The 24,582-nt window shown below is 44.8% G+C and carries 22 protein-coding genes, 3 tRNA genes and 1 pseudogene; 23 read left to right on the plus strand and 3 right to left on the minus strand.

All coding sequences use genetic code 11. The features are described 5' to 3' along the window. Positions 1-105 precede the first annotated feature (105 nt). From DW251_RS12635 to DW251_RS12650, 4 genes are all read left to right on the plus strand, one after another. Positions 106-179, plus strand: a tRNA-Met gene (locus DW251_RS12635). 27 nt (positions 180-206) lie between these two features. Further along, positions 207-279, plus strand: a tRNA-Phe gene (locus DW251_RS12640). 17 nt (positions 280-296) lie between these two features. After that, positions 297-369 (plus strand) — tRNA-Lys (locus DW251_RS12645). 106 nt (positions 370-475) lie between these two features. After that, positions 476-2,308 (plus strand): DUF5050 domain-containing protein, encoded by a 1,833-nt coding sequence (locus DW251_RS12650; protein ID WP_118301341.1) that lies wholly within the window; start codon positions 476-478, stop codon positions 2,306-2,308. 29 nt (positions 2,309-2,337) lie between these two features. On the opposite strand, the gene DW251_RS12655 is transcribed toward DW251_RS12650, so the two are convergent. Together DW251_RS12655 and DW251_RS12660 are read right to left on the minus strand one after the other, a co-directional pair. After that, positions 2,338-2,580 carry a hypothetical protein gene (locus DW251_RS12655; RefSeq protein ID WP_118301342.1) on the minus strand — a complete coding sequence of 81 codons (243 nt, stop codon included), beginning with the start codon at positions 2,578-2,580 and terminating at the stop codon, positions 2,338-2,340. A 31-nt stretch (positions 2,581-2,611) separates the two neighbouring features. Then, positions 2,612-3,022: a DUF3842 family protein gene (locus DW251_RS12660; protein ID WP_118301343.1), complete on the minus strand. Its 411-nt coding sequence runs from the start codon at positions 3,020-3,022 to the stop codon at positions 2,612-2,614. A 123-nt stretch (positions 3,023-3,145) separates the two neighbouring features. On the opposite strand from DW251_RS12660, the gene DW251_RS17990 reads away from it, so the two are divergent. The 17 genes and pseudogenes from DW251_RS17990 to rsmI all read left to right on the plus strand — a co-directional run bounded on the left by DW251_RS17990 (position 3,146) and on the right by rsmI (position 22,424). Continuing rightward, positions 3,146-3,283 carry a hypothetical protein gene (locus tag DW251_RS17990; RefSeq protein WP_182433620.1) on the plus strand — a complete coding sequence of 46 codons (138 nt, stop codon included), beginning with the start codon at positions 3,146-3,148 and terminating at the stop codon, positions 3,281-3,283. Positions 3,284-3,492: 209 nt separating this feature from the next. Continuing rightward, positions 3,493-5,247, plus strand: coding sequence for a threonine--tRNA ligase (thrS, locus tag DW251_RS12665; RefSeq protein ID WP_021869645.1), 1,755 nt, complete (start codon positions 3,493-3,495; stop codon positions 5,245-5,247). A 175-nt stretch (positions 5,248-5,422) separates the two neighbouring features. Then, positions 5,423-5,989, plus strand: a complete 567-nt coding sequence (locus DW251_RS12670) for a hypothetical protein (protein WP_021869646.1) — start codon at positions 5,423-5,425, stop codon at positions 5,987-5,989. Then, positions 5,986-7,470 (plus strand): aminotransferase class I/II-fold pyridoxal phosphate-dependent enzyme, encoded by a 1,485-nt coding sequence (locus DW251_RS12675; protein WP_118301344.1) that lies wholly within the window; start codon positions 5,986-5,988, stop codon positions 7,468-7,470. The genes DW251_RS12670 and DW251_RS12675 overlap by 4 nt, the downstream gene beginning before the upstream one ends. A gap of 25 nt (positions 7,471-7,495) precedes the next feature. Further along, positions 7,496-7,717: pseudogene (locus DW251_RS18355) on the plus strand (guanylate kinase); the annotation flags it as partial. A gap of 375 nt (positions 7,718-8,092) precedes the next feature. Continuing rightward, complete coding sequence (locus DW251_RS18095; RefSeq protein ID WP_207663360.1) at positions 8,093-8,959, plus strand: NAD(P)-dependent oxidoreductase; 867 nt, start codon at positions 8,093-8,095, stop codon at positions 8,957-8,959. Between the two features lie 434 nt (positions 8,960-9,393). Further along, positions 9,394-10,521, plus strand: coding sequence for an ABC transporter substrate-binding protein (locus tag DW251_RS12685; protein WP_118301346.1), 1,128 nt, complete (start codon positions 9,394-9,396; stop codon positions 10,519-10,521). Positions 10,522-10,690: 169 nt separating this feature from the next. Beyond that, complete coding sequence (locus DW251_RS12690; RefSeq protein ID WP_118301347.1) at positions 10,691-11,770, plus strand: ABC transporter ATP-binding protein; 1,080 nt, start codon at positions 10,691-10,693, stop codon at positions 11,768-11,770. Then, positions 11,764-13,416, plus strand: a complete 1,653-nt coding sequence (locus tag DW251_RS12695; RefSeq protein WP_118301348.1) for an iron ABC transporter permease — start codon at positions 11,764-11,766, stop codon at positions 13,414-13,416. The genes DW251_RS12690 and DW251_RS12695 overlap by 7 nt, the downstream gene beginning before the upstream one ends. 93 nt (positions 13,417-13,509) lie before the next feature. After that, positions 13,510-14,949, plus strand: a complete 1,440-nt coding sequence (locus DW251_RS12700) for a phosphoglucomutase/phosphomannomutase family protein (protein ID WP_118301349.1) — start codon at positions 13,510-13,512, stop codon at positions 14,947-14,949. Positions 14,950-15,072: 123 nt separating this feature from the next. Then, the gene (locus DW251_RS12705) at positions 15,073-16,119 is read left to right on the plus strand and encodes an extracellular solute-binding protein (protein WP_118301350.1); all 1,047 of its coding nucleotides are present in this window, start codon (positions 15,073-15,075) and stop codon (positions 16,117-16,119) included. A 20-nt stretch (positions 16,120-16,139) separates the two neighbouring features. Then, positions 16,140-17,870, plus strand: coding sequence for a sensor histidine kinase (locus DW251_RS12710; RefSeq protein WP_118301351.1), 1,731 nt, complete (start codon positions 16,140-16,142; stop codon positions 17,868-17,870). A gap of 27 nt (positions 17,871-17,897) precedes the next feature. Continuing rightward, positions 17,898-18,668 carry a response regulator gene (locus tag DW251_RS12715; protein WP_021869655.1) on the plus strand — a complete coding sequence of 257 codons (771 nt, stop codon included), beginning with the start codon at positions 17,898-17,900 and terminating at the stop codon, positions 18,666-18,668. 163 nt (positions 18,669-18,831) lie between these two features. Continuing rightward, a complete protein-coding gene (holB, locus tag DW251_RS12720) occupies positions 18,832-19,821 on the plus strand; it encodes a DNA polymerase III subunit delta' (RefSeq protein ID WP_021869656.1) in 990 nt (329 codons plus the stop codon). A gap of 49 nt (positions 19,822-19,870) precedes the next feature. Further along, positions 19,871-20,788: a stage 0 sporulation family protein gene (locus DW251_RS12725; RefSeq protein ID WP_021869657.1), complete on the plus strand. Its 918-nt coding sequence runs from the start codon at positions 19,871-19,873 to the stop codon at positions 20,786-20,788. Continuing rightward, positions 20,778-21,554 (plus strand): tRNA1(Val) (adenine(37)-N6)-methyltransferase, encoded by a 777-nt coding sequence (locus tag DW251_RS12730; protein WP_021869658.1) that lies wholly within the window; start codon positions 20,778-20,780, stop codon positions 21,552-21,554. The genes DW251_RS12725 and DW251_RS12730 overlap by 11 nt, the downstream gene beginning before the upstream one ends. A 24-nt stretch (positions 21,555-21,578) precedes the next feature. After that, positions 21,579-22,424: a 16S rRNA (cytidine(1402)-2'-O)-methyltransferase gene (rsmI, locus tag DW251_RS12735; protein ID WP_021869659.1), complete on the plus strand. Its 846-nt coding sequence runs from the start codon at positions 21,579-21,581 to the stop codon at positions 22,422-22,424. A gap of 158 nt (positions 22,425-22,582) precedes the next feature. Here the strand turns inward: rsmI and DW251_RS12740 are convergent, their stop codons facing one another. Continuing rightward, entirely contained in the window at positions 22,583-22,846 is a 264-nt protein-coding gene (locus DW251_RS12740) for an AbrB/MazE/SpoVT family DNA-binding domain-containing protein (protein ID WP_021869660.1), read from the minus strand. A 281-nt stretch (positions 22,847-23,127) separates the two neighbouring features. Between DW251_RS12740 and DW251_RS12745 the strand changes: the two genes are divergently transcribed. Continuing rightward, positions 23,128-24,090: a beta-ketoacyl-ACP synthase III gene (locus DW251_RS12745; RefSeq protein WP_021869661.1), complete on the plus strand. Its 963-nt coding sequence runs from the start codon at positions 23,128-23,130 to the stop codon at positions 24,088-24,090. Between the two features lie 101 nt (positions 24,091-24,191). Then, positions 24,192-24,425, plus strand: a complete 234-nt coding sequence (acpP, locus tag DW251_RS12750; protein WP_021869662.1) for an acyl carrier protein — start codon at positions 24,192-24,194, stop codon at positions 24,423-24,425. The last annotated feature ends 157 nt before the right edge of the window (positions 24,426-24,582 follow it).

Below are 24,582 nucleotides of genomic sequence, written 5' to 3' on the forward strand. Positions count from 1 at the left end.
AGACTGTAAATCTGCTGGCACTGCCTTCGGTGGTTCGAATCCACCTTCGCCCAGTTAAATACTTATTGACAAATGAAACGTAAGTATTTATAATAATTTAGGTAACGCGGGGTGGAGCAGTCTGGAAGCTCGTCGGGCTCATAACCCGAAGGTCGTAGGTTCAAATCCTGCCCCCGCAATTTTTATGCCTTAGGCATAAGGAAAAAGCCCAGATAGCTCAGTTGGTAGAGCAGAGGACTGAAAATCCTCGTGTCGTTGGTTCGATTCCGACTTTGGGCATTTAAGTAATTTAATAAGGGCGTGTAGCTCAGTCGGTAGAGCACTTGACTTTTAATCAAGTTGTCCGGGGTTCGAATCCCCGCACGCTCATCTTTGAAAAGTGGCGGAAAATCTTAGAAATTGAGATTTTCCGCTTTTTTCGTTTTATTTATTTTATCATATCACGAAGTTATTATGAATAAGAGGATGGAATGAGATGAGAAGAAGAAAGAAGGACTCTGGTTTAAAAACAGCGCTGTTGCTGATCGTGGCCATTATTTTTATGATCATGGCCATCAGTGTTATAGTGATCGTTTTTGGAAAGATCCATTCAGATTATGAAAAATTGGATATGACCAGGGCAAGTGAAAAACAGACACTGGAAATATCGGCAGCTGAGACAAAAGAAACGGATCAGCTGGGCTGGGAGGAAACAGAGGACGGCTGGAAGTATAAGATCGATGAAAAGACCTATGCCGTGGATCAGTGGCTGGAAATAAAAGGATTTTTGTATCATTTTGATGACAAGGGGATCATGGCAACTGGTCAGTGGAAAGGAGATGGCCAGATCTTTACCTGCCATGATGTAAAAGGATACCTGAAAAATATTGAGCCGGATCCCAACTATGTACCGGAAGATACAGGGGAAGACCTGGACAGTTTTATCAGGACCAATGCTTTCTGGTGCTATCTGGACAGTGAAGATACAGGACTTTTTAAGACCATTCTGTATAAGAAAACGGTAGACAATAAGGTAAAACCACTTGGCAATGAAAAGAACCCGGAGAAAGCCACGAAAAACTCTTTAAGAGCTTATGGAGACTATGTGTATTATCTCCCGAAGGTGGCAGAAAGCAAACGATCTTCTCTTTCAGAAGAGGAGAAGGAACGGTGTGATGTGCTGGTTCGTATGATACCGGGACAGAATACAAAAGAGATCATTGCTGAAAATGTAGACGGATATCTTGTATTGGATGAAACTATTTATTATGCCCAGGAGGGGAAGATCCATACAACCACTTCCGGTACGGAGACAGAACTTTCTGAAGGTGGATATCAGGTAAAAATCGAAGGAGATGCATGTTATCTTGTAAATGCACTTGGAAAGCCGGTAACATCTGCTGGAAGCGCAGGTATTACCGTAGAAGATCGTGTATACAAGGTTGATGAAAATGGTAAGATCAGTTATGTAAAGAAAAATCCGATTGCTGCAGATGACAGTTCTTACGAACTTCAGGGAACAGGATCACAGATGCAGCTTGTAAGGCGGAGTTCTTCTGGAAGCAAAACTATTGCAAAAGCAGATTATGGTGTACAAAGTTACTGCATTGTGGATAATTCCATTTTTTTCAGCGCTTATGTGGAAAAGACTGCAGATGGAAAATGGTACAGCCGTATTTATAAAACGGATCTGAATGGGAAAGAGAAAAAGGTAGTCAGCGGTATTTTTCCAGGAGCTGTTTTTAATCTCTACTATTTTGAAAGCCAGGGAGAAATATATGGAGAGTATCATCCGAAGATCTGGGAAAATGCGTATGGTGTAGTGGTCAATGTAAAGCAGGATGGTACTATTTATGCAGTAAAAGACACTTCGGAAAGAACGGGAAAGAAAGTTACAGGAAATGATATGATCGAGATCCTGGCACTTCAGGATGGGAAGATGATCGGTTATTGGCATGACTGCAACTGGAGCAGAACTGGTGGGATCACAAGTGTACTTTGGAGTTTACCGGTTTCCCTGGATGTTTCGGCAAAAACGAGAGTTGAAACAGTGGAAGAGATCAAAGAAGAGGAAACAGGGACCAGCGTAGAAGAAACTACTACAACAACTGCAGAAAAAATCGTTCCTGTAACGCCGACACATAGTTCGGTGTCACCTGTAGAGACAGGAAAGGTGCATCCGTCCGTAAATCCAACAGAAGTTGTGATCGGAACAGATGCACCTGGAAAACGAGTAGAAGAGACTACGGTAGCGACCGCGCCTATTGCACCGGCGACAACGGCTGCTGAAACAACAGCAGAAGAAATTAAGATCGTGCCGTTATCATAAAAAGCACTGGAAGCAAGTTTGGAGAAAATTTAATGAACATCTTCCTCATCAAAATCAACTACAACGTAAAATCCCCGTGAATTTTCACGGACATCTTTTACAATGCCATATTCGGATTTAATGCGGTCTCTGGCGGCGAAGCAGCCGGACATGGCTACAGCCGGGTCAATGATATAGCTGTAGCTGCTGGTTCCTTCCCGTTCGATGATCTTTACTTTGTCACCGGCGCTTACAAGACCGGGACGTTCCATTTTAAATTCAACGGTTCTCATGATAAGGTCAAGCCTTCTTTCTTTTAGATGTTTAAATGGATAAATGTCTGCCCACTTCTTCACAGACCTGGCGGATATAGTCGCTTAAACTGCCACCCTGACAGCCTGCGATAAAGTGGTTGCAGCGATTTACGGGGATAAGTATTTTGTAGGCGCTGCTGGAGCTTACAGCGGTTGCCATAGCAGCGGTGATCTCCCCCATCAGGGAGTCTGCCATAACAATACCAATAGGCCCGATGATCAGGTCTGCGTTTCTGGCATTGACGATCACAGGATTTTCGCCGGTGGCTCCATAAGAGGCACCGGCTTTTAACATGGCAGAGGTTGCAATGCTGTTGGTGCCAATGGCGTAAAGTTCAAGTTCGGGATAGCTGCTTTTTAACTGTTCGATCACAGCTTTTCCCATTCGGCCGCCCTGGCCATCTATGATAACGATCTTCATAGGTTGTCTTCCTCCTTTATAATCTCTTTTATGGATTACGGTTGTTGTTCTCGGAAAGTGGAGAAATGATAAATCAGAGTATATCTTATCAGAAATACAGCGGAAAGGGAATAAGAGGATTGATTGTATCTTGACAAAAATGGCTTAAATGTTATAATCAAGGTTAGCAGAAATGCAAAAGGCATTGAAGGAACCAGTAATCTGATGAAAGCAGACAGAGAGCAGCCGGTTGGTGGAAAGGCGCATGTGGGAGACAGATGAAGACCAGTCCTGAGCCGTATCAGGGAACTTGAACAAGGGAAATGATACCGTACCCCGCGTTAAGGGATGAATGAGTGAAAATCAAGGTGGAACCGTGTATATGCACCCTTGGACATAGAGATGTGTCCAGGGGTTTTTTAATACCTGAAAATCTTATAGGACATATCCAAAAGATCTAAAAACGCGTTTTAAAGCGAAAGGAGTTTACCATGAAGATTATTTTACCAGACGGAAGTGTTGAAGAAGCAAAAGACGAATTAAGAGCCATCCGCCACACTGCTTCCCATGTACTGGCACAGGCAGTAAAGAGACTGTATCCAGAGACTAAGCTGGCAATCGGACCGGCTATTGATGACGGATTTTACTATGACTTTGACAGAGAAGGCGGATTTACCCCGGATGATCTGGAAAAGTTAGAGGCTGAGATGAAGAAGATCGTTAAGGAGAACCTGGCATTAAAGCCATTCGTTCTGCCTAGAGACGAAGCAATTAAATTTATGCAGGAAAAGGGCGAGCCTTACAAGGTAGAGCTGATCGAAGACCTTCCAGAAGGCGAGACAATCAGCTTCTATCAGCAGGGTGATTTCGTAGACCTGTGCGCAGGACCACATATCCTGTATACAAAGGGCATCAAGGCATTTAAGCTGACCAGCATTGCAGGTGCTTACTGGAGAGGCAGCGAGAAGAACAAGATGCTGACCAGAATTTATGGTACTGCATTTGCAAAGAAAGAAGACCTGGAAGCTTACTTAACCATGATGGAAGAGGCTAAGAAGCGTGACCACAGAAAATTAGGCAAGGAATTAGGACTGTTCATGTTTGCAGAAGAAGGACCTGGTTTCCCATTCTTCCTTCCAAAGGGCATGACCTTAAAGAATACCCTGATCGACTACTGGCGTGAGATCCACTTAAGAGAAGGCTATCAGGAAGTTTCTACTCCTGTTATCTTAAGCCGTAAGCTGTGGGAGACCTCCGGTCACTGGGATCATTACAAAGAGAACATGTATACAACCGTTATTGATGACGAAGACTATGCTATTAAGCCAATGAACTGTCCAGGCGGTATGCTGGTATACAAGTCCCAGCCTCGTTCCTACCGCGATCTGCCATTAAGAGTTGGTGAGTTAGGTCTGGTACATCGTCATGAGAAGAGCGGACAGCTTCACGGTCTGATGCGTGTACGCTGCTTCACCCAGGATGATGCACATATCTTCATGACCCAGGATCAGATCACTGACGAGATCAAGGGCGTTACAAGACTGATCAATGAAGTTTACTCTCAGTTTGGATTTGATTATTTCGTAGAGCTTTCTACCAGACCGGAAGATTCCATGGGATCTGATGAAGATTGGGAGATGGCAACAAACGGCCTGAGAAATGCACTGGATGAAATGGGCTTAAAGTACATTGTAAATGAAGGCGACGGCGCATTCTACGGACCTAAGATCGACTTCCACTTAAGAGACTCTATCGGACGTACCTGGCAGTGTGGTACCATTCAGCTTGACTTCCAGCTTCCACAGCGTTTTGAGGCTGAGTATGTAGCAGAAGATGGTACTAAGAAGCGTCCTATTATGATCCACCGTGTATGCTTCGGTTCTATTGAGCGTTTCATCGGTATCCTGATCGAGCATTTCGCTGGCAAGTTCCCAGTATGGCTGGCTCCTGTTCAGGTTAAGGTTATTCCTGTATCAGAAAAGTCCATGGAATATGCCCAGGGTGTGTATGATCAGTTAAAAGCAGCCGGTATCCGTACAGAGTTAGACCGTAAGGATGAGAAGGTTGGATACAAGATCCGTCAGGCTCAGTTAGAGAAAGTTCCGTTCATGCTGGTATTAGGTGAGAAGGAAGCAGCAGAAGGCAAGATCACTGTAAGAAGCCGTGACAAGGGCGACCTTGGTGTTGCTGATCTTAGCACATTTATCGCAGATGTTAAGAAAATGACTGAAACAAGAGAAAAATAATGTTACAGTTCAGCCATGACATCTTCTTGTTTCCATATTCATGAAAACAAGAACTGCAACAAAATAATAAATAAGCTGTTTTAGGCAGCCAATCCCCTGCAGAGACTTTATAACAGGTATAAGGCCCTTGCAGGGGATTTTTTCAATAGTGCTTTAACATTCGGGGAAGGAAAAAATGAAAATTGCAGTGATCGGATATACCGGCTCCGGTAAATCGGTGCTGGCAGCAAAACTGGGCAAGATCCTTGGCTGTCCGGTGCTCCATTTGGACAAACTTCAGTTTGAAGCAGGCTGGAAGGAGCGAAAGGAAGCAGAAGGGAACCGGCTTTGTGAGCAGTTTTTAGAGGAAAATAAAGAGCGTGGCTGGGTCATTGACGGAAATTACGAAAAATTCTGTCAGAAAAGGCGGATGAAAGAAGCAGACCTGATCATTTTTATGGATTATCCAAGATGGATCTGTCTGTGGCAGGCGCTGCGCCGTTATTACAGATACAAAGGCCATACCAGAAAAAGCATGGCAGATGGCTGTATAGAAAAGATGGATAAAGAATTTATCTTATGGATCCTGAAAAATGGACGCAGCCGGGAAAAGAAGGAAGATTATAAACGGGTGGGAGCACAGTATCCGGATAAATTCATCCAGGTGAGAAACCGCCGTCAGCTGCGTGCTACAGTGATCCGCCTTTTGCAGCTGCAAAATGAAAAAGGGCTTTACGCGGGAACCGGGAGCAGAAAAAGGTGAAAAAAGAGGAACTTCTCATTGAACGTTTAAAAAAGTACCGGAGATTGGATATGTATCCCTTTCATATGCCGGGACATAAGCGGGCAGAAGGTATAAAACTGTCCTTTCCAGATCCATTTTCTGTGGATATAACAGAAATTGATGGTTTTGACAATCTCCATCATCCAGAAGGAATTTTAAAAGAGTCCATGAAATGGGCATCCAGCCTTTACGGTTCGGACCACACATGGTATCTTGTAAATGGAAGCACCTGCGGGCTGCTGTCGGCCATCAGCGCAGCCGTTCCCCACAGGGGAAAGATATTAGTCAGCCGGAACTGCCATAAGGCGGTGTATCATGGGATCTATTTAAACCATCTGGAAGCAGTTTATGTTTATCCACAGTCGGTTCCTGGATTGGGGATACAGGGCGGAATTTTACCGGAAGATGTGGAAAACGCATTAAAAAAGGATCCTGATATCCAGGCAGTACTGATGGTTTCGCCTACGTATGACGGGATCGTTTCTGATGTGAAGGCAATTGCAGAAATCGTCCATAAAGCGGGTCTTCCCCTGATCGTAGATGAGGCTCATGGCGCTCATTTTGCTTATGGAGATGCGTTTCCAAAGTCAGCCCTTGAACTGGGAGCAGATGCGGTGATCCAGAGTGTGCATAAAACACTGCCAAGTCTTACCCAGACAGCGCTGCTCCATGTGAAAAATAACAGGCCGGATGGTGGCTGCTATCTGGATGTGAAAAAGGTAGAGCGTTATCTGCAGATCTATCAGAGCAGCAGTCCTTCTTATGTGCTTATGGCGTCCATTGAGAACAGCATTTTTCTCATGGATCAGTATAGAAAAGAAGGTAAAGTGGCTGAATTTGAAGCTGCTTTGCTTAAGATACGAAAAAAACTGGGAAAAATGAAGCCCCTGCGCCTGGTAGAACGGGACCTGAGGGGAACAGCAGGGATTTTTGATGTGGATATTTCCAAGATCGTTGTCTCAGTAAGAGGTAGCGGGCTTACCGGAGAAATGCTTTCCCAGATCTTAAGGGAAAAATATCATCTGGAAATGGAAATGTGCGGTGCTGATTATGTAACAGCCATTGCAGCCATTGGAGACAGCAAAAAGGGGCTGAAACGTCTGAAAAAGGCATTACTTGAAATTGACAAAGAACTGGAAAAAAATGGAAATATCTGCAATGATGATCCTGATGAAAATGTTTACAGCCGTCATGCAAAGCAGGTGATGCCTGTTTTTAAAGCAATGGACGGGGAAAAGGAAGCAGTGCCTTTAAAAGAAAGCTGCGGCCGCATCTGCGGGGAATTTGCCTATATTTATCCGCCGGGTATCCCGCTGTTAGCGCCGGGAGAGCAGATCACAGAAGAAATACTGAAAACATTACAGGATTATATAGAAAAAGATCTGCCGGTCCAGGGACTGGAAGATACAGACCTTGTCACCATACAGGTAATGGCATTATCAGGTGGCAGGTCCGTTTAAAAAGAAAGAGAAAGATGGAAACATAATGGGAAAGATTTATTATGTAATGGGAAAAAGTGCCTCAGGTAAGGACACCATTTACAAACGTCTGGTAAAGGAACTGCCAGAACTTGGAACAGTCCGCATGTACACCACCAGGCCCATCCGTGATGGGGAAACCAATGGGGTGGAATACATTTTTACCGATGAAAAGCAGCTTCAAACTATGAAAGATGCAGGTAAAGTGATCGAATGCCGCACTTATGATACCATTTACGGGCCGTGGAGTTATTTTACGGCAGATGACGGGCAGATCGATCTGGGATCCGGCAGTTATCTGATGATGGGAACATTGGAGTCTTATGAAAAGCTCTGCAGTTATTATGGGGCAGAGGTCATGGTCCCTTTATATATCCATGTGGAAGATCGTATTCGTTTACAGCGGGCATTAGACAGGGAAAATACCCAGAAAAATCCCAAGTATGCGGAAATGTGCCGAAGGTTCTTAGCTGATGAAAAGGACTTTGCAAAAGAACGTCTGGATCAGTGCGGGATCAATAAACAATATGAAAATACCGGGCTTGAACCGTGTATAGAAGAAATCATAAAGGACATTTTGTGTAACGAAGGAAAGGAGAAACAGATGTTAAAGAAAATTGGATTTATTGGCGTTGGCATTATGGGAAAATCCATGGTGCGCAATCTGATGAAGGCTGGTTATGAGGTTTCTATTTATACCAGAACAAAGTCAAAGGTGGAGGATGTGATCGCAGAGGGCGCTGTATGGTGTGATACAGTGGCAGACTGCTCTAAAGGCAGAGATGTGGTCATTACCATTGTTGGATATCCTAAGGATGTAGAGGAAGTATATTTCGGGGAAAATGGTATCCTTGAAAATGCAGATAAAGGCACTTATGTGATCGACATGACCACTACAAGCCCGAAGTTAGACCAGCAGATCTATGAAGAGGCAAAGAATAGGGGACTTCATGGCTTAGATGCCCCTGTAACCGGCGGTGACAGCGGTGCAAAGGCGGGAACACTGACTATTTTAGTAGGCGGTGATAAAGAGGACTTTGATACCTGTCTGCCTGTATTTGAGGCAATGGGAAAGGCTATCAACTACGAAGGAAAGTCCGGAAACGGACAGCACACCAAGATGTGTAATCAGATCGCCATTGCAGGTGCTTTAGCAGGCGCATGCGAGGCTATGGTCTATGCAAAGAATGCAGGACTGGACGTAGATGTAATGCTTAAATCTATTTCCACAGGTGCTGCAGGAAGCGCCCAGATGAATAATGTAGCTTCCAAGGCAGCAAAAGATGACTATGCACCGGGCTTCTTCTTAAAGCATTTTATCAAGGATATGAGCCTTGCAGATGAGGAAGCATCCGAAAGAGGAACCAAATTAGATGTGTTAGAGGATGTTCTTGGAATTTGTAAAAAACTGGAAGAGGAAGGCATGGGAGATCTGGGAACCCAGGCGCTGATCAAGCATTATAAGTGGTAAAATACAGGTGCTCTGTCTGTGCAGAACAGGGTAATTTAAGGTAGAAGTATTGTAACAGAAAAAATCGACAGATGAAAACAGGACCGTTGTAAATAGACGTAGTAATAGTAAGAAGTTAGCTGCGTTTATGACAGGACGGTCCTGTTTTATTGCTGGTGTATGTGTACTATGCACATATAAATATAAAATACGACTTAAAAATTATACAAAAGTTCAGAATAACACAACAAAAGTTAGAATAACAAATGGAAAAATGCATAATAAAATTATATAATAACAACATCAGGAGTGAAAAGTTACGGTACATGCTATATGATCTGTAACGAAAACTCCAAAGAACGTGAGAAGCAGTTTTCAGACTGCAAAATTTATTTAAGTCCCGGTGAGACCGGGAACGATGTACCGGGAGGGTACATAGAAAAGGAGAGGTGTATATGAAAAAAAGATTTGCAGCAGCGTCACTGGCAGCCATGATGGTACTGAGTATGACCGCATGTGGAGGCGGAAACACCGCTACTACCGCAGCACCGGCAGAGACCAAGGCAGAGGAAACAACAGCAGCAGAAGCTAAGGAAGAGTCTAAAGAAGAAGCAAAAGAGTCTGAGGCAACTGCTGAGAAAGCTCCGGAAGATTACTCCGGTACCGTAGTTGTATATTCTCCTCATGATGCAGATCCGTTAAATGCAGGTGTGAACCTGTTCATGGAGAAGTATCCAAATGTTAAGGTAGAAGTAGTAGCAGCCGGAACCGGCGAGCTGTGCAACCGTATTGCAGCTGAGTCTGCTAACCCGATCGCTGATGTACTCTGGGGCGGCGGTGCTGACTCCCTGGCAGCATTTAAGGATTACTTCGCACCATATGTTTGTGCAAATGATGATGTAATTGCAGAAGAGTACAAAGACCCGGATGACAAGTGGATCGGTGAAAGCCCACTGCCAATGGTACTGTTCTACAATAAAGATCTGATCGAAAAAGACGGAATGACCATTCCGGAGACCTGGGAAGATCTGACAAAGCCTGAGTGGAAGGGCAAAATTGCATACTGCCTGCCATCTAAATCCGGTTCTGCTTACACCCAGTTATGTACTATGATCCTGGGTCATGGCGGCAAGGAAGATGGATGGGATTTCATCAAGAAACTGTATGACAACCTGGATGGAAAGATCGTTGACTCTTCAGGTAAGTGCCACAAGATGGTAGCTGACGGTGAGTTCTATGTAGGTCTTACTCTTGAGAAAGCAGCTGTTCAGTACAAGGATGATCCTTCTGTTGGATTTGTATATCCAAAGGATGGAACCAGTGCAGTTCCGGATGGTGTAGCTCTTGTTAAGGGATGCCCGAATGAAGAAAATGCAAAACTGTTCATCGACTTCGTTACCTCTAAAGAGTGCCAGACAGAGCAGAGCGAGAACTGGGGACGTCGTCCTGTAAGAAGTGATATGGACGTTGCAGATGGACTGGCAAAGCTGAGCGACCTGGTATTAGTTGATTATGACTTTGACTGGGCTGCAAATGAAAAAGAGTCCATTATTGAACACTTCAATGATATTATGGTAGATTAATCTTTCTGAAATGAAAGTAACGGGAAACAAATAATAGAAAGACTGCCTGGCCCTGGCGGGCGGGCAGTCTTTCGCATATATAAGGAATGTAAAAAGTGGGAGTGTCTTCCAGAAAAGCGGTTGCAGAAAGATTTTGAGAGGACATTGAACAAAAAGGAGGACCAGATATATGAGCCATGCAGTGATCATTAAAAATGCCGTGAAAAAATACGGTGATTTTACAGCATTAAACGGAGTAAGCCTGGATATTAAACAGGGAGAATTTTTTACCCTTTTAGGGCCGTCCGGATGCGGAAAAACCACCCTTCTGCGTATGATCGCAGGATTTAATACAGTAGACGGAGGAGAGATCTGTTTTGATGACCGGGTGATCAACAATCTGGAGGCTCATAAAAGAGACATCGGTATGGTCTTCCAGAACTATGCGATTTTCCCACATCTGACAGTGGCTGAAAACGTAGCATACGGCCTGAAAGCGAAAAAGTGTCCAAAGGATCAGATCCCTGGAAAGGTAGAAGAAGCCCTGGAACTGGTGCAGATCGGCAAGTTAAAGGACAGAAAGCCAAATGAACTTTCCGGTGGACAGCAGCAGCGAGTAGCTTTAGCAAGAGCGTTCGTTATTGAACCTGGAGTTCTGTTGATGGACGAACCACTGTCTAACCTGGATGCAAAGCTGCGTGTGCAGATGAGAACGGTTATTAAGAAGCTGCAGCGCCGTCTGGGAATTACAACCATCTATGTAACCCATGACCAGGAAGAGGCACTGGCTATTTCCGACCGGATCGCTGTTATGAAGGAAGGAAATATTATGCAGGTGGGAACTCCTGAAGAGATTTATAAAAAGCCGGAAAATACCTTTGTAGCCGGATTTATCGGTGTTTCCAACTTTGTAGAGTGTGATGTTAAGGGAGATGACCCAAATCAGGCAGTGCTGGATATTAAGGGAGAGTGTTCTATTACCTGTACCTTAAAGAAGCCATTTACCGGTAAGGGAATTATTTCCGCAAGACCGGAGCAGCTGTTCTTTGACGATAAAGAGGGACTGCCGGGAACCATTATCATTTCCACTTTCTTAGGTGACTTCATTGAATATGAGATCCTGTTGGATAATGGACAGACCGTACAGTTAAATGAGTATACAAAAGATGTACATGAACTTCGCCCGGACGGACAAAAGGTAAAGGTAAACTTTGACATCCGCGCCGTAGGTGTATATGATTCAGCGACCCAGGAGGTGATCTCATGGTAGGTTCCGGAAAGAAGTTAGACTTCTGGTTCTGGGTGAAAGTGGCAGTTGTGGGATTTATGCTGGTATTTCTGATCTATCCCTTCTGTACCCTGATCACCCGAAGCTTTTTCTCAACCAAGGTGGACGGCTTTACCTTTGAGAACTATATCCGATTTTTCACAAAGAAATATTATTATTCCGCATTGGGAAGAAGTATTTTTGTATCTGTGGTAACAACGATCACCACACTGGTTGTAGGTGTTCCCATTGCCTATGTAATGTCCCGTTATAATGTATGGGGCAAGCAGTTCATCCATATTTTTATCATCATGAGCCTTATGAGCCCGCCATTTATCGGCGCCTACAGCTGGATCATGTTGTTTGGACGTTCTGGTCTGGTGACAAATATGTTTTCCCAGTTTGGTATCCATCTTCCAAGTATTTACGGAAAACTGGGTATCATCCTGGTATTTACTTTTAAGCTGTTCCCTTATGTTTATCTGTATACCTCCGGTGCTATGGGAAGCATCGACTCCAGTCTGGAAGAGGCTGCAGAGAACCTGGGAAGCAACAAGCTTCGCAGACTTTGGACCATTACACTGCCGGTAGTCCTTCCGTCTATTGCAGCCGGTGCCATTATGGTATTTATGACCAGTCTGGCAGACTTTGGTACTCCAATGCTCATCGGCGAAGGTTATATGGTACTTCCTGTTCTTGTATATAATGAGTACATGAGTGAGATCGGCGGAAATGCCCACCTGGCAAGTGCTCTTTCTGTAGTAGTAGTATTCTGTTCTACCACAGTCCTTCTGGTGCAGAAGCATTTTGTTACAAAGAAGAACTATGTAATGACTGCCATGCGTCCGCCAAAGGAAGAGGAACTTCACGGAGTAAAGCGTTTCCTGGCAACATTCCCGGTTATGCTGGTTACATTTATCGGTATCCTTCCTCAGATCGTAGTTATCGTCAGCAGCTTTATCAAGAGCGACTTTACAGGATTTAAGAAAGGCTTCAGCCTGGGAAGCTATATTACGATTTTTAACCGTCTGTGGACCAATATCCGCAATACCTTTGTATTTTCAACCATTGCCATTATATTTATCATCATTATTGGTATGCTGATCTCCTATATCGTTGTGCGCCAGAAGGGCTTTGCAGGACAGTTAATGGATCTGCTGATCATGTTCCCATTCGTAATTCCAGGCGCAGTTCTTGGTATCAGCCTGATCGTGGCATTTAACAAGGAACCTGTGATCCTTACAGGAACCGCAGTGATCATGATCATTGCCTTTGTTGTACGAAAACTGCCTTATACGGTACGTTCCGGCAGTGCTTTCTTACAGCAGATGGATCCAAGCGTAGAAGAAGCGTCTATCAGTCTTGGAGTATCACCTATGCAGACATTTATCAAGGTGACAGCAAGATTAATGGCACCTGGCGTATTATCCGGTGCGATTTTAAGCTGGATCACCTGTATCAATGAGCTGTCTTCCAGCGTTATGCTTTACGGCGGCAAGACCAGTACTATTTCTGTAGCCATTTATACAGAGGTTGTAAGAAACAGCTTTGGTACAGCAGCAGCGCTGGCATCGATCCTTACTGTCAGTACAGTTATTTCCCTGCTTATCTTCCTGAAGGTAAGTAAAGGTAAGGTATCGATCGTTTAATTTGTTTCATACTGCAACATGAAAACAGTGCCTGCGCCTCTGGCGCAGGCTTTGTAAGTCTATGTATATTGAAAAGATGGGAGGAACACACAAATGGTAAAATTTGGAACTGGCGGCTGGCGTGCGATCATCGGAGAAGAGTTTACCAAGGAAAATATACAGAAGCTGACCTTAGCCATGTGCCTGAAAATGAAGGCAGAACATAAAGATACAAAAAGTGTGGTCATCGGTTATGACCGCCGTTTCCTCTCCAAAGAGGCTGTGATCTGGGCATGCCAGATTCTTGGAAAAGAGGGGATCCACGTACAGTTTGTAAACCGCAGCGCGCCGACTCCGTTGTTAATGTTTTATGTGATGAAACATGAGCTGGACTATGGAATGATGGTCACTGCCAGCCATAACCCGGCGATCTACAATGGCATCAAGGTGTTTACATACGGCGGAAGAGACGCAGATGAGCTTCAGACAAAGGACATTGAAAAATGGCTGTTAGAGGCGGAAAAGCTGTATACACCATGTCACGAAGAGGACGGGCAGATGCCGCCGCCAAGTTATACAGAACTGGTAAAACAGGGCATTGTAGAAGAAATCAATCCAATGAATGAATATCTGGATAATATCTTATCTGTGATCAATGTAGATGCGATCAGAAAGCGCGATCTGAGAGTAGCTGTTGACCCTATGTATGGTGTCAGCCTGACGGCTTTAAGCACCATTCTGGCAGTTGCAAGATGTACGGTAGAAACCATTAATGCCCAGCATGATACACTGTTTGGAGGTAAGATGCCGGCTCCGGCACAAGATACCCTTAAGAACCTTCAGAACTATGTGCTGGACCGTTATTGTGATATTGGTATTGCGACAGACGGTGACGCAGACAGGTTAGGCGTTATTGACGATAAGGGACATTATCTTCACGCCAACCAGATCTTAGTTATGCTGTATTATTATCTTCTGAAATATAAGGGTTGGCGGGGCGATGCAGTACGAAACCTGGCAACCACTCATATGTTGGACAAGGTGGCTGAAAGCTTTGGCCAGAAGTGTTATGAAGTGCCTGTAGGCTTTAAGTATATTTCTGCAAAGATGCAGGAGACAGATGCCATTATTGGCGGTGAGTCTTCCGGTGGCCTGACTGTAAAAGGTCATATCCATGGAAAAGACGGTATCTATGCAGCAAGCCTTCTGGTAGAAATGATCGCAGTGACCGGTAAGAGCCTTTCTGAGATCGTAAAGGATATTGAGGACCAGTACGGTGAGACTCATATGGAAGAGCGCAGCTACCGTTTTACAGCAGAGGAAAAGGCACGTATACAGAAAGTGCTGTTAGAAGAGCAGAAACTGCCGGAACTGCCATTTGAGGTATCCCGTGTTTCTTATCAGGACGGCTGCAAGGTCTACTTTAAAAATGGTGGCTGGGTAAGCGCCAGATTTTCCGGTACAGAGCCGTTACTTCGTATCTTCTGTGAAATGGAAAAAGAGGAAGATGCAGTCCGGGCCTGCGTAGTGTTTGAGAGGTTTTTGGGGCTGTAAAAGTGTGGAAATGGAACTGTTTTTCTGGTATACTGATGGAACGAACAAACCGTCCGCATTAGCGGACAGTAGAGCGCGTCAGCGCGTGTTTGCGAGTCTAAAAAATACAAGGGGCACCGCAGCATGTATACAGGAAAAGCAGACAGAAATGCAGTATATAAAACACATAAATTTTTCAACAGGGAATGCAAAAAAGGGCGTTCCCTGTTCTTTTTATCGGTCATATCTGCAGCTGCAATATTGGCTGGAACAGTTCTTACAGGCTGCCGCCGGGCTGACGATCTGGTGCAGGAACAGGCAGAACCGGAGAACTATGCCCTGACCGTATTTACTGCCCAGGAAAGGAAAGAATGGGAGCCGGTGATCAAGGAATTTGAGGAGCGTACCGGCTGGAATGTAAGGGTAGAAACAGGCTCTGCAAAGGAGATGCTTTCCCAGCTGGAAAAAGAAGAGGCAGACTGGGATGTGGCCTTTGGGGTCAGTGCGGACGCCTTAGAGGAAGGCAAAGAGTACTGGCAGACAGGCAAAGATGCCTGGACAGGGTATTCAGCGGTATCCTTTGTGATTTTATATAATACCAATGTAGTGACCTACAGAGAGCTGCCAACAGGCTGGGACAGCTTGTTAGAACCACGGTGGAAAGGCCGCGTGGCAGTGCCGGACCCGCTTAAATCAGATATGGCTGCTTCTGTTCTCACAGAGGCGGCAAAAAACAGTGAAAAAGAAGAATTTCTGGACCTTTTAGCGGAAAATATGCAGTATCAGATGCCGGAGACCTTTAAAGAGGTGGAACAGGGCATTTCTGACGGCCGCTATTCTATTGGCGTTACCTCAGAAGAGGCAGCGAAAGCGATGTTGGCTGCAGGTCAGGACGTAGATTACATTGATCCGGAAGAAGGAGAATGTTTCTTTGAAGACGGAACTGCGATCCGGAAAAGAACCCCAAATCTGGATGCTTCTGAAGCATTTGTAACCTACACTACCTGTGATGATACAAAATGGCTTTTACGGACCCAGCTTTTACGCCAACCGGCAGAAGATGTGGCTGCAGAGAATGACCGGTCAGATGAAGATCTGAAACAGAGATATTCCAGACAGCAGGAAGTTTTAAATATCTGGAAGCTTATTATGGAAGAAAAGTCTGGTTCAGCCCATGAACAGGAACAGTAATAAAGAAGGCAGGGAAAAAGATGAAGATATTAAATAAGCTTTCATTTCATAAAAAGATCTTTCTTGCCTGTCTGCTGACGGCACTGGTGCCTTTATTGTGCTCCAGTGTGGTTATGATCCGGCTGTTTACGGCAGCACTTGACCGGCAGAATTTAGATGAGGGGCGGACTCAGATCACAAAGGCAGAGGCGCGACTGGAAGCAGTTTTTGAAAAATGCGAGGAAGCCTGCAAGACCATTGCCACGGATAAAAAGACAGCCCGGATTATGATCGAAAAAAGTGAAGCAGATCACCAGAGGGAGATGTACTTATCTTTATATCAGGCCACCCAGGAAACCTCAGGATATGCCCGGTTTTCTATTTATGATTCAGGAGGCCGTCTGTGCTATACGACGGATACAGAGGGGAAGGAAAAAGACCTGCCTGTATTCTGGGGGCTTTTAAGAAAGGCTTCCAGAACGGATGATATTGTATATTACAGGACTGATCCGGATCTTTCTATTACGGACGGGGACATTCTGCTTCAGGGTGCAAGACCGCTGTATACAGAAGGCGGTGCAAAAACTGGCTATATTGTTTTTGATTTTACAAGGGAAAACCTGGATGATCTTTTAGGGGCAGAGGTGTCATCTGGGGATGTGCTGCTGCTTTTAGATACCCATAAACGGACGGTGTACTGCTCTGGACAGGACAAGAGCCAGGTTCAGACAGGTGACATGATCGAAAAGATACTGGAAAACAGGAAAATGTCCGATGCAGGCCATGACAGGGAACAGTATCTGGTAAGCCATGGAGGAAAAACTGGCTTTTATTTTCTCTTATGCCGCCAGGCGCCTATGAGCCAGCCAGCTGTGCAGACTATGTGGACCGTCAGCCTATGCCTGTCAGCGTTGGGATTATTCCTCTGCCTGGCTGTATCAGGCGTACTTACAGGCAGTATTGCCCGCCCGGTACAGACATTAGATGAAGCTATGGAAAAAGTGAAAAAGGGTGATCTTTCTATCCGTATCCATACCCAGTCCAATGATGAAATGGGACGTCTTACCCGCAGCTTTAACCAGATGACAGAAGATCTGGGCCGGTATCTGGAAGATAAGGTGCAGAGGCAGAAGGACCTGAATGAAACAACATTAAAATTATACCAGACCCAGTTAAATCCCCATTTTCTCTATAACACGCTGGACACCATCAAATGGGAAGCAAGGATCCGCCAGGTGCCACGGATCGCAGTGCTGGCGGAAAATCTGGCGATCATATTGCGAAAAAGCATTTCCAGTAAGCCATTTATCCCTTTAAGAGAGGAACTGGAGACCATTGACAGCTATGTAGAAGTGCAGAAGATCCGCTTTACAGGCCGGTTCTTGTGTGAAAAGGAGATACCGGACCAGTTAGAGGAGTGCCTGGTGCCGAAAATGATCTTACAGCCGTTGGTTGAAAATGCTATTATTCATGGGCTGGAAGGCTGTGAAAATGGATATATCTGTATTTATGCAGGCCGTGAAGGAGATGTTTTAAATATTTCCATTACCGATGACGGCCGTGGCATGAGCCCGGAGATATTGGCCTGGATCAACAGTCCGGAACCGGAGAAGCGGGAAGGACATCTGGGGCTTTATAATATTATGAGGATATTAAAATTATATTATGGAAATGAATATGGCCTGAAGGCAGAAGTGACAGAAGACGGAACAACTGTCACTTTGAGACTGCCGGATGTTCGCTCGGGATCTTTTGGTGCCGAAAGACCCTGAGAGGACATCTTAGAAAGGAGGGGGACGATGTATAAAGTAGTAGTGGTAGAAGATGAAGAGATTGCCAGAAAAGGCATTATATTTACCATTAACTGGGATGCATTAAACTGTATGATCGCCGGGGAAGCTGCCAATGGGGAAGAAGGGGCAGAGGTGATCCGCCGCCTTTCACCGGATATTATCGTTACAGACCTGAAAATGCCCCGTATGGACGGCGTGGAAATGATCGCAAAGCTGCGGGAACAGGGAAACAGGGCGAAATTTATTATCCTGACGGCTTATGGGGATTTTAAATATGCCCAGAGTGCGGTGAAGCTGGGAGTCAGCGATTATCTGTTAAAGCCATTAAAGGACGGTGATCTGGAGCAGGCAGTGACCCGGATCATCGACCAGTTAGAAGAAGGAGACCGGCTCCGGCAGAAAGAAGAGGAAGAAACGCCTATTTTCCGGTTTAATGCAGACAGAAAAGCAAAAAATAAGTATGTAGAGCAGGCGATCAAACAGATCCGTGAACATTATAAAGAAGATATCAATATCAGTACAGTGGCAGAGCAGCTGCAGATCAGCGAAGGCTATTTAAGCCGTGTGTTCAAAAAAGAGACAGATTATACATTTACCACCTATCTTTCTTATTACCGCATGAAAGTGGCAATGGAACTGTTAAAAGAGGGAAATTTAAAGGTATATGAAGTAGCAGATGCTGCGGGCTATTCAGATACAGCCTATTTCAGCGCCCAGTTTAAGAAAATAGTGGGGATCGCGCCTTCTGAGTATCAGGATCGGGTAAGAGGGCACTAGGCGGCTGGTCATGGAGCCTGTGAATGGTAATTGCACTGGAGATTTTTGCACCTGGAAAAAGTGTGTACAGGAAAAAGTAATTATGTTATCATAGTGATAAGATCGTGAGAGCACAAAGTGCAGAGCATCCGGTAACAAACAAGGTACTGGGGGAGGTGGCCACATGCTTGAATTTAAAGACATCTTAGGACATGAACAGATCAAAGAACATTTTCAGAATGCGGCAGCAACGGGGAAAGTTTCCCACGCTTATATTCTAAGCGGCGAAGAAGGAATGGGAAAAAAGACCCTTGCAAATGCCTTTGCCATGACTCTTCTCTGTGAAGAAGGAGGCAGAGAGCCCTGTATGCAGTGTCATGCCTGCAAGCAGGTCCTGTCAGGAAACCACCCGGATCTGATCTATGTAACACATGAAAAACCGGCCAGTATGGGTGTAGATGATATCCGTGAGCAGATCAATGATACCATTATGGTGCGTCCTTACAGTAGCCAGTATAAGATCTATATTGTAGATGAAGCGCAGAAAATGACGGTGCAGGCCCAGAATGCTCTTTTAAAGACCATAGAAGAGCCACCGGCCTATGCAGTGATCATGCTTTTGACTACAAACCAGGATGCATTTTTACAGACCATTCTTTCACGGTGTGTGCAGCTGAAACTGAAACCATTAAAAGACTCTGTTGTGAAGACTTATCTGGAAGAAAAGCTTCAGGTAAAGGACATTCAGGCAGAAATATACAGTGCATTTGCAAGAGGAAATCTGGGCAAAGCAATTCATCTGGCCCAGTCAGAGGACTTTAAGATGATGTATGAAGAGATTTTAAAGCTGTTAAAGGAAATCAAGGAAATGGATATTTCCCAGCTTTTGGATGTGATCCGCAAATTAAAAGATGACAATACGGATATTAAGGAATGTCTGGATTTTATGCAGATGTGGTACCGTGATATCCTGATGTATAAAACTACCAAAGATTTAAACCTTCTCATTTTCAAGGATGAGTTTTCCGCAGTGAAGAAGGCGGCGTCTTTAAGCAGTTATGAAGGGCTGGAACAGATCTTAGGGGCCATTGATAAGGCCAGAGTCCGTTTAGATGCCAATGTAAATATGGAACTGGTCATGGAGCTTTTACTTCTGACCATGAAAGAGAATTAATAGAATTGTATTTTAAGGGTGTTTTAGGAAAGGAAATTAAGTAAGAGAAATGTTAACAGTAATCGGAGTGCGTTTTAGGGCTGCCGGAAAGATCTACTATTTTGATCCTGCAGACCGTCAGATAAAAATTGGGGACCATGTGATCGTAGAAACTGCCAGAGGTATTGAATACGGTTACGTAGTTCTTGGAAACAGAGAAGTAGATGAGACAAAGGTAATACCGCCTCTTAAACCGGTGATCCGTATGGCAACGGATGAGGACCGTGCCATTGAGGCAAAGAACAAAGAGAAAGAAAAAGAAGCATTTAAGATCTGCCAGGAAAAGATCAAAAAGCACAACCTGGAAATGAAGCTGATCGATGCGGAATATACTTTTGACAATAATAAGGTGCTGTTTTACTTTACAGCAGACGGAAGAATTGACTTCAGAGAGCTGGTAAAGGACCTTGCAAGTGTATTTAAGACCCGTATTGAGCTGCGGCAGGTAGGTGTGAGAGACGAGACCAAGATCTTGGGTGGTATCGGCATCTGCGGAAGACCGCTGTGCTGCCATTCTTATCTGTCTGAGTTCATCCCGGTTTCTATTAAAATGGCAAAGGAGCAGAACCTGTCCTTAAATCCAACTAAGATTTCCGGCGTGTGCGGAAGACTGATGTGCTGCCTGAAAAATGAGGAAGAGACCTACGAGGTATTAAACAGCAAACTGCCGGGAATTGGTGATACAGTTACCACTGCAGACGGCCTGAGGGGAGAAGTACACAGTGTAAATGTGCTGCGCCAGACTGTAAAGGTGATCGTAGTAGTAGATAAAGACGAAAAAGAGATCCGTGAATACAAGGTAGACCAGTTAAAGTTTAAGCCCAGAAGAAAGAAGGGCAAAGGCGGCGAAAAGCAGGACGAAGCAGAGTTAAAGAAACTGGAAGCACTGGAAAAGAGGGAAGGAAAGTCAAGGTTGAATGATAAATAGTGAAATGGAACACAGCTGGAGACAGGAAGGAAATATCCTTTTAAGGGATGATGAGCGGATCGATGATCTTCAGAGAAATCATTACGGCATCATCCAGAGAAAAGGCACCTTCTGTTTTGGGATGGATGCGGTGCTGCTGTCCGGTTTTGCAGTGGTAAAGCCGGGAGAAAAGGCGCTGGATCTGGGAACAGGAACCGGTATTATCCCCATTCTTTTAGAAGCAAAAACAGAAGGAAGGCACTTTACCGGCCTTGAGATCCAGGAAGAGTCTGCGGATATGGCCAGGAGAAGTGTGAAATACAATCACCTGGAAGAAAAGGTGGAGATCGTAACAGGAGATATCAAGGAGGCCGGAAGCAGGTTTGCACTGGCTTCTTTTGATGTAGTCACCAGCAATCCACCTTATATGAATGATGCCCACGGCATTAAAAACCCGGGAGATGCCAAGGCCATTGCCCGTCATGAGGTGCTTTGCACCTTAGATGATGTGGTAAGAGAAGGCACAAGAGTGTTAAAACCAGGGGGCCGGTTTTATATGGTCCACCGCCCAAGAAGGCTGATCGAGATCTTACAGACTATGAAGCAGTATGGTTTAGAGCCTAAACGGATGAAATTTGTACATCCTTATAAGGACCGGAAAGCCAATATGGTGCTGATTGAGGCAGTAAGAGGCGGCGGAGCCCTGATGAAGGTAGAAGCGCCGGTTATTGTATTTGATGAGAACGGGGAGTATTCACAGGAGATACGGACTACTTACGGGTATTAAAAAGCGCTTGCGGAGGAAAGGTACATGACAGGAAAATTATATCTGTGTGCAACACCCATCGGTAATCTGGAAGACATTACCTACCGGGTGTTAAAAACATTAAAAGAGGCAGATCTGATCGCAGCGGAAGATACAAGACACAGTATCAAGCTGTTAAATCATTTTGACATAAAAACGCCTATGACCAGTTATCATGAGTATAATAAGGTGGAAAAGGCAAAATATCTGGTAGAAAAAATGGCAGAAGGCACCAACATTGCCCTGATCACCGATGCGGGAACACCGGGAATTTCCGATCCGGGAGAAGAACTGGTAAGACAATGCTATGAAGCAGGTATTCCGGTCACTTCACTTCCAGGACCTGCAGCCTGTATCACCGCCCTTACCATGTCCGGGCTTCCAACCAGAAGGTTCTGTTTTGAGGCATTTCTGCCTGCAGAAAAAAGTGATAAAAAAGAACGCCAGCGGATCCTGGAAGAACTGAAAAAAGAGACCAGGACCATGATCGTCTATGAAGCGCCTCATCATCTGGTGGCAACTTTAGAGGACCTGTACGGGGCACTGGGAAACCGGAAGATCACCATCTGCAGAGAACTTACCAAGAAGTTTGAAAGCGCCTTCCAGACTACTTTTGAAGAGGCTCTGGCGCATTATGAGACCGAAGAGCCAAAGGGCGAATGTGTTATCGTCATTGCCGGAAAGCCGGTAGAAGAGATCCGTGAAGAAGAGATACGCGCCTGGGAAGAGATGCCTATTGAAGAGCATATGGAGCATTATCTGTCACAGGGAATGGACAAAAAAGAAGCAATGAAAGCAGTTGCAAAGGACAGAGGAATATCCAAGAGAGATGTGTATCAGCAGCTGCTGTAATAAAATGTGCGTGATGCTGAAATATTCGCTCATGTTTTGTGGGATTGAGCCAGATATTCCCTCATGTTTTGTGTAATGAATTTAGAAGTAATAAAAAAAACTGCCGTAAGACCACGGATTTCATGGTCTTGCGGCAGTTTTAATTGTTTTTATGTAATTTACTCAGCTAACTTCAAACCAGCCAGCTTTGCCAGCGCCAGAATGGATGCCTTAGAAACTTTCTTTCCTTCATATTCAACCAGATCTTCTGTTCCCCCGGTGAAGATATCTGTGTTTGCTGCTTTTTTTAGGATGATGCAGTCATCCTGGACTGTGATCTCAAGGGCGTCTTTTACGTCCAGGTTCAGGCTTCTTCTCAGCTCGATAGGAAGGGTGATCCGTCCAAGCTCGTCCAGTTTTCTTATAACCCCTGTTGTTTTCATAATGAAATACCTCCTGTTTTGTTGTACTTTGCGAACCCCATACCGCTGCGATCCCTAACTTAAGGGACATCATGCATTGTTTACAATGTATAATTAAAAAGTAGCAAATTTTGGAAATTAAGTCAATGATAAAGGGGGGATTATAAAAGAATACAGGAAAATACTGAACAGAAACGAAAAAACAGTGGATTAAATATTAAAAAAATATTTCTTGACAAATAGTATCTCTTCCTGTAGTATTACTTTGAAGTTCAAAGTATTTCTGCGGAAAGGTAAGAAAAATGACTACAAAAATTATAGGAACTGGTTCCTATGTACCGGCTCAGATCGTAACAAATGATGACCTGTCAAAGATCGTCGAAACCAATGACCAGTGGATCCGCAGCCGCACGGGGATCGGAGAGAGAAGGATCGCAACAGACGACAGTACATCAGATATGGCGGCGAAAGCAGCTGCGAGAGCCATTGAGCAGGCGGGAATTGATCCGGAGGAGATCGACCTGATCATCCTGGCTACTTCATCACCGGATTACTGCTTCCCAAATGGAGCCTGCGAGGTACAGGCGAAAGTTGGCGCAGTGAATGCAGCCTGCTTTGATATCAGTTCTGCATGTACTGGTTTCGTGTTTGCCTTAAGCACTGCACATGCCTATATTTCTTCCGGTCTTTATAAAACAGCCCTTGTGATCGGCGCTGACCTGTTAAGCAAGTTAGTAGACTGGACAGACAGAAGCACCTGCGTTCTCTTTGGAGACGGAGCAGGAGCAGCAGTGGTAACAGCAGCTGAAAATGGTATCATCGGTCTGAACATGCATTCCAACGGAGCCAAAGGCGGGGTACTGACCTGTGGAAGCCGTTCTACGGGAAACTTCTTATTAGGAAAGAAACCGGAGCTTGGCTACATGACCATGGAAGGACAGGAAGTGTTCAAATTTGCTGTAAAGCAGGTTCCAGAGTGTATCAAAGAAGTTTTGGAAGAAACCGGAAATACAGCAGAAGATATTGACCAGTTCATCATCCACCAGGCAAATTACCGCATCATTGAGTCCATTGCAAAACGCCTGAAAGTGGATCTGGAGAAATTCCCGGTGAACATGGAACACTATGGAAATACATCCGGCGCGTCCGTACCTATTTTACTGGACGAGTTAAACAGAGCCGGAAAGCTTAAAAACGGAGACAAGCTGGTGTTAGCCGGATTTGGCGCAGGTCTTACCTGGGGAGCTGTTTTACTGGAGTGGTAAACAGACAGTAATAAATAACGTAATATACACGCAGTGGCTTTGCCGCAGCGGATAAGTTAAATAAAAATATAAATTTTAATCAGAAAAAGGAGAACAATATCATGTTAGAGAAGATGAAAGAACTTATTGCAGATCAGTTAAGCGTAGATGCAGACAGCATCACAGAGGCTTCCTCTTTTAAGGACGATTTAGGAGCAGACTCCCTGGATCTGTTCGAGCTGGTTATGGCTTTAGAGGATGAGTATTCCGTAGAGATCCCTGCAGAGGACTTAGAGAACCTGGCAACTGTAGGCGATGTTATGAACTACTTAAAGAACAAAGGCGTTGAGGCTTAATTATAAGTAGACATGCTGCCAGGCGGCGGCAATGAAAGTCAGCTGCTCCGCGAAAAAGCGGAGTGTACATCAATAGCAACAGGGGGACGGCGTGCTTACTATGGAAGCACGCTGTTTCTACAAGGCTACGGGAAAATCCCGGAATTTTGGAGGAAAG

Origin of the sequence: Clostridium sp. AM22-11AC (genome assembly GCF_003473545.1) — a bacterium.
Classification (GTDB): Bacteria; Bacillota; Clostridia; order Lachnospirales; family Lachnospiraceae; genus Enterocloster.

What these genes read in the sequence shown, in the direction of transcription:
- DW251_RS12650 (WP_118301341.1), top strand. Translation starts at nt 476, where the DNA reads ATGAGAAGAAGAAAGAAGGACTCTGGTTTAAAAACAGCGCTGTTGCTG.
- DW251_RS12695 (WP_118301348.1), top strand. Translation starts at nt 11,764, where the DNA reads ATGGTAGGTTCCGGAAAGAAGTTAGACTTCTGGTTCTGGGTGAAAGTG.
- DW251_RS12700 (WP_118301349.1), top strand. Translation starts at nt 13,510, where the DNA reads ATGGTAAAATTTGGAACTGGCGGCTGGCGTGCGATCATCGGAGAAGAG.
- acpP (WP_021869662.1), top strand. Translation starts at nt 24,192, where the DNA reads ATGTTAGAGAAGATGAAAGAACTTATTGCAGATCAGTTAAGCGTAGAT.
- DW251_RS12685 (WP_118301346.1), top strand. Translation starts at nt 9,394, where the DNA reads ATGAAAAAAAGATTTGCAGCAGCGTCACTGGCAGCCATGATGGTACTG.
- DW251_RS12660 (WP_118301343.1), bottom strand. Translation starts at nt 3,022, where the DNA reads ATGAAGATCGTTATCATAGATGGCCAGGGCGGCCGAATGGGAAAAGCT.
- DW251_RS12740 (WP_021869660.1), bottom strand. Translation starts at nt 22,846, where the DNA reads ATGAAAACAACAGGGGTTATAAGAAAACTGGACGAGCTTGGACGGATC.
- DW251_RS12670 (WP_021869646.1), top strand. Translation starts at nt 5,423, where the DNA reads ATGAAAATTGCAGTGATCGGATATACCGGCTCCGGTAAATCGGTGCTG.
- DW251_RS12710 (WP_118301351.1), top strand. Translation starts at nt 16,140, where the DNA reads ATGAAGATATTAAATAAGCTTTCATTTCATAAAAAGATCTTTCTTGCC.
- DW251_RS12730 (WP_021869658.1), top strand. Translation starts at nt 20,778, where the DNA reads ATGATAAATAGTGAAATGGAACACAGCTGGAGACAGGAAGGAAATATC.
- DW251_RS12655 (WP_118301342.1), bottom strand. Translation starts at nt 2,580, where the DNA reads ATGAGAACCGTTGAATTTAAAATGGAACGTCCCGGTCTTGTAAGCGCC.
- rsmI (WP_021869659.1), top strand. Translation starts at nt 21,579, where the DNA reads ATGACAGGAAAATTATATCTGTGTGCAACACCCATCGGTAATCTGGAA.
- DW251_RS12745 (WP_021869661.1), top strand. Translation starts at nt 23,128, where the DNA reads ATGACTACAAAAATTATAGGAACTGGTTCCTATGTACCGGCTCAGATC.
- thrS (WP_021869645.1), top strand. Translation starts at nt 3,493, where the DNA reads ATGAAGATTATTTTACCAGACGGAAGTGTTGAAGAAGCAAAAGACGAA.
- DW251_RS18095 (WP_207663360.1), top strand. Translation starts at nt 8,093, where the DNA reads ATGTTAAAGAAAATTGGATTTATTGGCGTTGGCATTATGGGAAAATCC.
- DW251_RS12690 (WP_118301347.1), top strand. Translation starts at nt 10,691, where the DNA reads ATGAGCCATGCAGTGATCATTAAAAATGCCGTGAAAAAATACGGTGAT.
- DW251_RS12725 (WP_021869657.1), top strand. Translation starts at nt 19,871, where the DNA reads ATGTTAACAGTAATCGGAGTGCGTTTTAGGGCTGCCGGAAAGATCTAC.
- holB (WP_021869656.1), top strand. Translation starts at nt 18,832, where the DNA reads ATGCTTGAATTTAAAGACATCTTAGGACATGAACAGATCAAAGAACAT.
- DW251_RS12705 (WP_118301350.1), top strand. Translation starts at nt 15,073, where the DNA reads ATGTATACAGGAAAAGCAGACAGAAATGCAGTATATAAAACACATAAA.
- DW251_RS12715 (WP_021869655.1), top strand. Translation starts at nt 17,898, where the DNA reads ATGTATAAAGTAGTAGTGGTAGAAGATGAAGAGATTGCCAGAAAAGGC.